The organism is Achromobacter animicus, from assembly GCF_902859585.1.
Lineage (GTDB): Bacteria > Pseudomonadota > Gammaproteobacteria > Burkholderiales > Burkholderiaceae_B > Achromobacter > Achromobacter animicus.
The window spans coordinates 409,840-417,580 of record NZ_CADIJM010000004.1; the positions used below are offsets into that span (position 1 = coordinate 409,840).

At 65.4% G+C, this 7,741-nt stretch carries 8 protein-coding genes; 2 read left to right on the forward strand and 6 right to left on the reverse strand.

The features are described from left to right. Nucleotides 1-45: 45 nt before the first annotated feature. The 6 genes from cpaB to HV681_RS14265 all read right to left on the reverse strand — a co-directional run bounded on the left by cpaB (nucleotide 46) and on the right by HV681_RS14265 (nucleotide 3,736). Nucleotides 46-1,020, reverse strand: a complete 975-nt coding sequence (cpaB, locus tag HV681_RS14240; RefSeq protein WP_175123679.1) for a Flp pilus assembly protein CpaB — start codon at nucleotides 1,018-1,020, stop codon at nucleotides 46-48. Beyond that, nucleotides 1,017-1,508 (reverse strand): TadE family protein, encoded by a 492-nt coding sequence (locus HV681_RS14245; protein WP_175123680.1) that lies wholly within the window; start codon nucleotides 1,506-1,508, stop codon nucleotides 1,017-1,019. Before HV681_RS14245 ends, cpaB begins: the two co-directional genes overlap by 4 nt. A 1-nt stretch (nucleotide 1,509) precedes the next feature. After that, nucleotides 1,510-1,971 (reverse strand): TadE/TadG family type IV pilus assembly protein, encoded by a 462-nt coding sequence (locus tag HV681_RS14250; RefSeq protein WP_175123681.1) that lies wholly within the window; start codon nucleotides 1,969-1,971, stop codon nucleotides 1,510-1,512. Further along, nucleotides 1,917-2,438, reverse strand: a complete 522-nt coding sequence (locus tag HV681_RS14255; RefSeq protein ID WP_175123682.1) for an A24 family peptidase — start codon at nucleotides 2,436-2,438, stop codon at nucleotides 1,917-1,919. Before HV681_RS14255 ends, HV681_RS14250 begins: the two co-directional genes overlap by 55 nt. A gap of 133 nt (nucleotides 2,439-2,571) precedes the next feature. Next, nucleotides 2,572-2,784, reverse strand: coding sequence for a Flp family type IVb pilin (locus HV681_RS14260; RefSeq protein WP_056563247.1), 213 nt, complete (start codon nucleotides 2,782-2,784; stop codon nucleotides 2,572-2,574). 121 nt (nucleotides 2,785-2,905) lie between these two features. Next, complete coding sequence (locus HV681_RS14265) at nucleotides 2,906-3,736, reverse strand: MHYT domain-containing protein (RefSeq protein WP_175123683.1); 831 nt, start codon at nucleotides 3,734-3,736, stop codon at nucleotides 2,906-2,908. Nucleotides 3,737-4,216: 480 nt separating this feature from the next. Here HV681_RS14265 and HV681_RS14270 point away from each other — a divergent pair, with 480 nt between their 5' ends. Beyond that, nucleotides 4,217-5,944, forward strand: a complete 1,728-nt coding sequence (locus HV681_RS14270; RefSeq protein WP_437340383.1) for a ShlB/FhaC/HecB family hemolysin secretion/activation protein — start codon at nucleotides 4,217-4,219, stop codon at nucleotides 5,942-5,944. A gap of 369 nt (nucleotides 5,945-6,313) precedes the next feature. Beyond that, nucleotides 6,314-7,741 (forward strand): collagen-like triple helix repeat-containing protein (locus tag HV681_RS14275; RefSeq protein ID WP_175123684.1); only part of this gene is annotated, 1,428 nt, incomplete at its 3' end.

A 7,741-nucleotide genomic window follows, 5' to 3' on the forward strand; every position in this document is an offset into this window, starting at 1 on the left:
GGATTCTTCGGCTGCGGGCCGCGCCTGGTGCGCCCGCCGCCCCGTTCAGTAGCGCACGTGCTCGGATTTGTCTCCTCGAATGATTTCCACCGTCCGGCCGCCGCCGGTCCCTTGGGGCCGGACTGCCGGCCGGGCTGCGGAACCACGCGCGGCGGGCGCCAGAGCGGCGGCCGTGCTGCCATCGAGCTGTACCAAACTTTCGCCCGCGAAGGCGCGGTTCGGGCCCGTCAGCAGCGACTCGCGCTGCGCGGGCGTCAGATCCGCCCGCACCGGCAACACCGTGCCGCGCGGGGCGAACAGGGCCACATCCGGCATGCTGTCGTCGCCCACGGGCCGCAGGGCCAGCTGCAGGCGGCCCGCGCGGCTGGCCAGCATCAATTCGTTCACGCGATCCACCGGCACCGCCAGCACCGCGGTGCGCGCCGGCTGGCCAGGACCGCCTTGCTGCAAGGCAGGCTTCTCGTCCGGTCCTTCCACCGTGGCCTGGCCATAGGCCAGCACGCGCACCTGCGACTGCAACAGGCGCGCCTGGCCCGAGGCGACTTCGGGGCTTTTCTCGATCATGAAGAACACGTCCACCATGTCGCCCGGGACAATGCGGTTGCCGCCGCCGACAACCTCGTCCACCGCGATGGCGACGGCGCGCTCGCCCGCCCTGAGCTGGCGCGCCAGCCCCTGCGTCAGCAGGCTGGGCACGATCGGATCGCCCACGGCAATGTCCACCCTTGTCACCGCGCCATCCAGCGGCGCGACGTCGGCAAAGCCGCCGGACAACGCAGCCTGCCAATGCACCACCGTCAGCATGCGTGCGCTGTCGATGCGTGAACCGGCCGGGATCGCCTCGCGCGCCACAACCACCGGATACAGCTTGACCGGCTCGGCCGGCGCAACAGCCACCGGCGCCGGCGCCACGGTGGCTGCCGGGCGCGGCGGCGCCGACGCCAGACGCCAGGCCACGAACGCAAGCGCGACGCCCGCCACCAGCAACAATCCCGCGACGATCTTGCTCAGACTGCTCATGGCGTCCCCTGCGATATCTGCACGACAGCCTGCGAATGCAGCCTGCTTGGAATCCAGTTGCGGTTTGCGCCCGGCAAGGCGGTGACCAGGCCACGCACGGTCTCCAGCAACGGCCAGGTCTGCGTGTTGTAGGTCATGGCGACGGTGGCGCAGTCGGCCTGCGCCCCGCCTGCCCCGCTCCACGCGCACGGCGCGCGCGTAGCGCTGCACAGCACTGCCGATCCGGCGGAAAACGTTCGCATTGCCGCCACGCAGGCGATGGCCGGCACGTCGGACTGGCCGCTGAACCGCGCATGGACGGCGGCGCGCGCGCCGTCAGCGGCGGCGGCGGCCAATTGCTGCTGCATCCAGAACAGCGCACCGAATCCGACCACGCCGCAGATGAAGAGCAGCAGCACCGTGAGCGTCAGCGAAAACTCCAGCGCCGCGATGCCGCGCTGGCGCGCGGGGGTCTTGATGCGATTGAGGGTTTGCGGCGTCGCGCGCATGTCAGCTACCCCCGCCCAGAGCGTCGCCCAGATGCACCGTGGCACGGGCGCTCAGCACGCTGGAAGCCGGCATCAGCGCCGTGTTCAAAAATGGCACGGCCGGCAGGAGCGGATGGGCGCCGTACGCGTACGACACGTTGACTTCGACCTGATCCTGCGCCAGCGGCAAGCCGCTGCACGCGCCGCCGGCCGCGCTGGTCAGGGCGCCCGCACTGCCGCAGACCGCAACCTGCACGGGTCCGGCGGACATGGCGCTGATCCACGCCGCCTGCGACAGCGCCGATTCTCGTCCCGCTTCCGCCCGCGCCGAGAGCGACGCGGTGCCCGGCTGCCACTGCAAGATCTTGCGCGCGCCGTCCTGCGCGGCGAGCGTCACGGAATGCTGCGCGGCGACCACCAGGGAATACGTCAGGATCCCGTAGAACACCAGGAAGAACACCACGAATACCAGGGCGAATTCCACGGAATAAGCGCCGCGCTGAAGGCGGCCAGGCCCAGATATGCGGCATAGGGAATCTGGCGCGCGCGGTCGCTCAGTGCCCAGACGCCCGACACGGCCAGATACAGCAAGCTGTGCAGACCGGCCAGCACGCTGGCCAGCACCAGAGTGACCATCAGCGGCGCAAAGCCCAGCAGCAATCCGAGCACGGCGATGGCCTTGATATCGCCGGCCCCCATCAGACGCCAGCGCCACAGCGGCAGGAAAAGCGCCGCCGCCAGAAATCCGGCCAGCGTCGGCAGCCATCCGCTCCATCGCGGCGGATAGGCCCAGCCGGGCGCCAGCAAGGCCGCCAGCAGCCAAAGCAATTGGGCCGCGAATCCCACGACGATCAGCCGGTTGGGGACGCGGCGATGACGCAGATCGCCATGGATCAGCGCCAGAATCCAGCATGTGAACAACAGCCACCACAGCAGCACCCCTGGATACAAGGCTAGACCTTCCAAAAATCCGGTAACACGACAGGCGCGCCATGGCGGACGCAGCCCCCATCAACCAAACGAGGCCGGGTTGCGGCGTCGCGCTGCGGTGGCCCGACCACCGCAGCGCGATTCCGCTTGCGCCTCAGCCGGCGCCGCCAGCCGGCGGCGTGGTGCCGGTACCTGCCTTGGCGTTGTCCAGCTTGGTGCCAAGGTCCTCGAACATGCCTTTCAAGGAACCGGTAAAGGCGCCCACCGCCACAATGAGGGCCACCGCCACCATGCCTGCGATCAGCCCGTACTCCAGGGCGGTGATGCCGTCTTCGTCATTCCAGAACTGCGCAAGTGTTGCTTTCATAACAAGCTCCATGAGCATCGATTGACGACCGAGGCCGTTGTTGCGTGAACAGAACCAGCCCCTTCAAATCCTGAACCGCCCGCACGCCACTGCACTGCCGCGACGGGGACCCAGGGACCTGCTAACCCGGACCAGGTGAGGCGCCGGGAGATCTGTGCGGCGCCTCAGCAGGCGCCGATTCAATGATCGAGTCGATACGCTGCGCCATGCGCGCGCGAAAGCGTTGGGAAGCCCGCTGCAAATGCCAGCGCATGAGCAGCAAGGTAATGATGGACAAGGCGAATGCGATATACGGCAGCATGGCGCCCCCGATATACCCGCCGGCGGCGTCATTGGCGGCGGTGCAGATAACCGCGCCGGCGGCCGCGCCCGTGTAATGCATGCCGCATACCGCGACGGCCATCAATATGGCGGCGCCGATACGCTGGCGTTCATTCTGCGTATTGAATGCAAGCCAGAGTGCGGCGGTGGCCGCAATGACGGCAATCAGCACCGACAAGACCACCAGGGGAAGATTCCAGAGCAGAACCGCCGGCATGCGCGCGGCACTCATCCCGACATAATGCATGGACGCGACGCCGAAGCCTGCGGCGCACCCGCCGATCAGGCACCGGATAAAAGTGAATCGGTCGCGTCCGACATACCAGAAGGCCCAACCGGAAAACCCGGCGGCTACCAGAAAGCTGAGTATGGTCAGCCCCATCTGATAACCGACTTCAAACGGCAGGTTCTGCGCCAGCATGCCGATGAAATGCATGCTCCAGATGCCCACGCCGCCCATCGCCACCGCGCCGATGACCACATAGCCGAGGCGGATCTCGCCGTCCTGCGTTTCGGCGCGGATGCCCGCCGCCGCCAGCAGGGCGACGTACGAGCCCAGGGCCGCGATCAGGAACGACAGCGCCACGAGGCCGCTATCGAAGGAGAGCGGGACGATGTCGCCCGGGCTCATGAAAGCTCCTTGTGTGGTGACCGGCAGCGGTTATGTGCGGCCGGCAGGTAATGGCAGTGCATCTCGCAGTAATTCCCAGCCATATGAATCTCCGGGAGGGTCCACACATTTTGCGTATTTTTGATACGTGACCTAAGTTTATATATTGCTAAATCATACGCATCAGGGTTTTCACTGAATTTCGTAATGTTGCGACACACCAGTTGTAACGGATACTCCCAACTTCGATGGAATTGTATAAAAAACACCCCAATCTCGCCTATCTTTCAACCAACGAATTAATGGGGACATGGGGATAATTGTGCACTGACTACATATTGCACGTCGTACAACCGCAGTTTGAAATCCATTGTCATTGTTCAGACAATACTGGCACGCTATAAACGGCGTTAATCGAAACTTTCCATTACTGGTGACGCAACCCCTGTTCCACTCGACACGCGATCTTTATCGGCTCGGCATTCACATGAGCAAGCAGAAATGAAAGATAAAAAAGGCACACGAGTGAAAATTCAGGGCGGCCCGTTGGCCCTGGCCCTGTTTTGCATGATGGCAACGGCCTCGCCCGCCCGAGCGGAGGGACCGTTACGGGGCAATCCGGTGGACGCCCTGCCAAGGCTCGAACGTCCGCCCTCGGCAAGGCAGCCGCCGCCGGTGGTCCAGACCGCCACCCCGGAGCAACTGGCCTTGCAGGCCCGGCTGGCGCAACGAATCGTGCCGCGTAACTTCGACGTCACCGGGGTGCGCGCCATTCCGTTCGAGGAAGTGTCCGCAATACTCGCCCCGCTGGCGGGCAAGGAAATCAGCCTGGGTGAGCTGGTCGCTCAGGTGGACAAGATCACGCAGCTCTACCGCGACAAGGGCTATCCCCTGTCATTTGCGCTGGTGCAGAACCAGACGTTCGCAAATGGCCTGGTCGTCGTGACGGCGGTCGAAGGCTATATCGCCAATGTTCGGATCGACGGCGACATCGGCAATGCGCAGGACCGCCTTGAAACACTGGCCGCGCCGATGCTCGCGGAACGGCCGCTCAGCCAGGTCACGCTAGAGCGCCAGCTGAACCTCATGCGTACCGTGCCAGGCGTCAGGTTCACGCCCAGCCTGGATCTGCCCCGCCGCGCAGACGGCGCCACCGAATTGTCGCTGACGGCCAGCCGCCAGCCCGTCAACCTGAGCGGCGACATTGCGGACCTGGGCACCGGCATGCAACCCGTAGTGAATGTCACGACCAATAGCCTGACGCCATTGGGCGAGCAAGTGAAGCTCACTGCGGCAGTGCCGTTCAATACCGATGACGTCAAATACGTGTCCGGCGAAATCCGGGTGCCGATCGGCGCAGATGGCCTGTCGGTCAAGGTTGACGGTTATTACTATGATGCGCGCCCGCAGGACGACGCGATCGAGCTGCTGGGTTTTGATCGGCGAGTCAAAAACGATCGTATCGGCGTCGGCGTCAGTTATCCGTTCCTGTTGAACAACCGGCGTTCGCTGACCGGGACATTGGGGGTATATGCCGCCAATTCCAAAGACCGTTACGAAGCCCGCGAATCCGACCGGTGGCTGCAGCAAGACGCGCAGGTGCGCGCCGCGACAGCCGAGATGCGTTATATCCAGGTTTCAGAAACCAAAGCGACGGACGTCACGTTGACGGCCGCCAAGGGGTTTGACGCCGCAGGCGCAAAAAAGGATATCTCGACCAACTACGGTTATTCCGCGACGCCACGGCTGGACCTGGACTTCACGCGCTACAACCTGAATGCGCGGCAGACATTCGCGCTGCCCCACCAGTTCGGACTTGTGTTCTCCGGCGCGGGGCAGTATTCCAGCAATATCCTGCCCTCTTCCGAGCAGATCTCCTTTGGCAGCTGGCGGTTTGCCATGGGTTATCCGCAGGGTGAGCAAAGCGGGGACAAAGGCGTCGGCGTGTCGGCCGAAATCAATCGCCGCTTCGGCGTGGGCTGGACATACCTTTCCAGCGTACAGCCCTACGCCTTGGTCGACTACGCGCGCACCTGGTACAACAACAAGGACCTGCAGACGCTGAATAACCGGCACCTGTCATCCGTAGCGCTGGGCGTGCGGATCACCGACGACAAGCATTATCTTTTCGACTTCAACGTGGCCAAGCCGGTGGGATCGGCCACCGTCAATAACGACCGTGACGTGCGTTTCAACGCCAACTATTCGCTCTTCTGGGACGCACTATAACTGCCAACCCCTGCCCCGCGCGGTTGTGCCAATGGTTTAAAGACGCCCGTTTCGACGGGCGTTTTTAATTCGGAAAAGGCGCCGATGTTACGTAACGCCCGACGTAACGTCGGCCGTAACGTTACGGCCGATGACCGGCTTTTCGTAACAGTCGCAGGGTCGCCGACATCCCAAAACAACGATTATCAGGAACCAGGGAAAAACCCTTAAAGCTCTGGATATAGGCCTGATAACAAAGGGGATTTTTCGGCACAGCATTACCCAAACTGGTGTTTTGCGTCGGATCTGAAAAATCTTGGCATGGTTTGTGCATCAGGAAGCGTACCGGGTTGTTTCAGGACCCGATTCTTCCAGCCAAAGGAGTTCGTCATGCAGATCCATTCCGAAAAGCGCCGCCTCCATCGCGTCCTCTCCGCCACCGTCCTGGCCACCGCGCTTGTAGGCGCACTGAGCGCCTGCGGAGGAAACGGCGGCAGCGGGAAGAAAACCGCAGGTCTCCCAGGAACCGATATCCCGACCAACCCCGGCGGAGGCGGCCTGGATCCCGGCGTGAACCCCGGCGGTGGAACGAACCCCGGGGGAGGCACCAACCCGGGCGGCGGTACGAACCCCGGCGGGGGCACCAACCCCGGTGGTGGCACCAACCCGGGAGGCGGCACCAATCCCGGCGGTGGCGGCACCGATCCCGGCACCAACCCGCCCCGCGTCATCGGCGTGCTGGAAACGACGCTGGGCAACACCGGCGGCGCAGTCGACAACGCCCTGCCTCTGAACCTGGACTCGACCCTTGGCGGCGTGGGCAAGGCGCTGGACCCCACCATCAAGCCGGTCGCGGACACCGTGGTCGGGCTGACGCAGCAGGTGGGCGCCACGACCGGCCTGGGCCAGCCCCTTGACGGCATCGTCAGGCAGGTGGGAGGCGCGGTCAGCGACCTGGGCACGGACGTCAAGGGCGCGGGCCTGCCCGGCGGCTTGTCGGTTGGCGTGGGCGGGCTGGTGGATGGTCTGGGCAAGACGGTGGCCAGCACGGGCGGCCTGCTGCATGCGGACGCGAACAATCCCAATCCCCTGACGACGGTGCTGGGCAATGCCACCGGCGCGGTGGGCGCGCTGACCGGCCCGCTGGCTGGCCAGGGCGGTCTGCTGCAACCGATTACGCAGGTCGTGGCTGGCGTGACGGGCGGAGTGCTCAACGGCCCGACCACGCCGCTGCTCGAGCCCGCGCTGGGCAATGTCGGCAAGACCGTCGACAACGTGCTGCCGCTGGGCCTGCAGACGACACTGGCAGGCGTGGGCGGCGCGCTCGACCCCACCGCCAGCCCGTTGGCCGCCAACGTCGTGGGCCTGACTCAGCAAGTGGGCGACACGACGAAGCTGGGCGCACCGGTCGCCAACCTGTTGACCAGCCTGGGCGGCACGGTCACGAACCTGGGCGGCTCGTTGCCGGGTGCTGCGCCCGGCTTGAACGGCGTTCTCCAAGGACTGGGCGGGGCCGTCGCCAGCGCAGGCGGATTGGTCCATGCCACGCCGGGCAACGCGAATCCGCTGGGCTCGACGCTGGCCAACGCCACGGGCGCGGTTGCGTCGCTGACAGGAGGCCTGGGCGGCGTGACCGGCGACGCCAATGGCGCGGGTGGCTTGCTGGCGCCCGTGACGGGACTGCTGGGCGGTGTGACGGGCGCCCTGAATGGCGCGGCGGGCGGCGCGGCTGGCGGCGGGCTGCTGGGTGGGGTGACCGGCGGACTGACCGGTGGCGCCGGCGCCACCGCCGGTGCGGGCGCCTCGGCTGGTGCAGGC

Coding starts and splice junctions, on each gene's coding strand:
- cpaB (WP_175123679.1), bottom strand. CDS start 1,020: ATGAGCAGTCTGAGCAAGATCGTCGCGGGATTGTTGCTGGTGGCGGGC.
- HV681_RS14245 (WP_175123680.1), bottom strand. CDS start 1,508: ATGCGCGCGACGCCGCAAACCCTCAATCGCATCAAGACCCCCGCGCGC.
- HV681_RS14260 (WP_056563247.1), bottom strand. CDS start 2,784: ATGAAAGCAACACTTGCGCAGTTCTGGAATGACGAAGACGGCATCACC.
- HV681_RS14265 (WP_175123683.1), bottom strand. CDS start 3,736: ATGAGCCCGGGCGACATCGTCCCGCTCTCCTTCGATAGCGGCCTCGTG.
- HV681_RS14270 (WP_437340383.1), top strand. CDS start 4,217: ATGAAAGATAAAAAAGGCACACGAGTGAAAATTCAGGGCGGCCCGTTG.